The organism is Mesorhizobium sp. M7A.F.Ca.CA.001.10.2.1 (assembly GCF_003998575.1).
Lineage (GTDB): Bacteria > Pseudomonadota > Alphaproteobacteria > Rhizobiales > Rhizobiaceae > Mesorhizobium.
In genome coordinates this window covers 1-410 of the sequence record NZ_RZQY01001391.1, presented here as the reverse complement: position 1 = coordinate 410, position 410 = coordinate 1, and the positions used below count along the sequence as shown (strand labels likewise).

General features: G+C 54.1%; 1 protein-coding gene. It reads left to right on the top strand.

From position 1 onward, the window contains the following. Nucleotides 1–107 precede the first annotated feature (107 nt). The coding region (locus EN964_RS37245; protein WP_164776646.1) for an ABC transporter ATP-binding protein at nucleotides 108–410 on the top strand (303 nt) is incomplete at its 3' end.

Below are 410 nucleotides of genomic sequence, written 5' to 3'. Positions count from 1 at the left end.
GCTCGATACTGGAACATAGCCTAGCTATCCGAGGAAAAATTTCGCAGGTGAACGTAAGCCGAGGACAATCATAAAAATCAGTGGCTTAGACTTGTGGAGGGAGGAATATGGCAGAAGTCGTTCTTGAAAATATCTGCAAGACATACGGGAACAATTTTCACGCAATCGACCAATTGAACCTGTCGGTCAAGGACGGTGAGTTCTTGATTCTCGTCGGGCCGTCCGGCTGTGGCAAATCCACCGCGCTGCGGATGATCGCGGGATTGGAGGACGTCACCAGCGGCAGCCTTCGGATCGGCGGTGTCGACGTCGTCGACATGCCGCCCAAGGACCGCGACATCGCGATGGTCTTCCAGAGCTACGCCCTCTACCCGCATATGACCGTGTCCGACAACATCGGCTTTTCGATG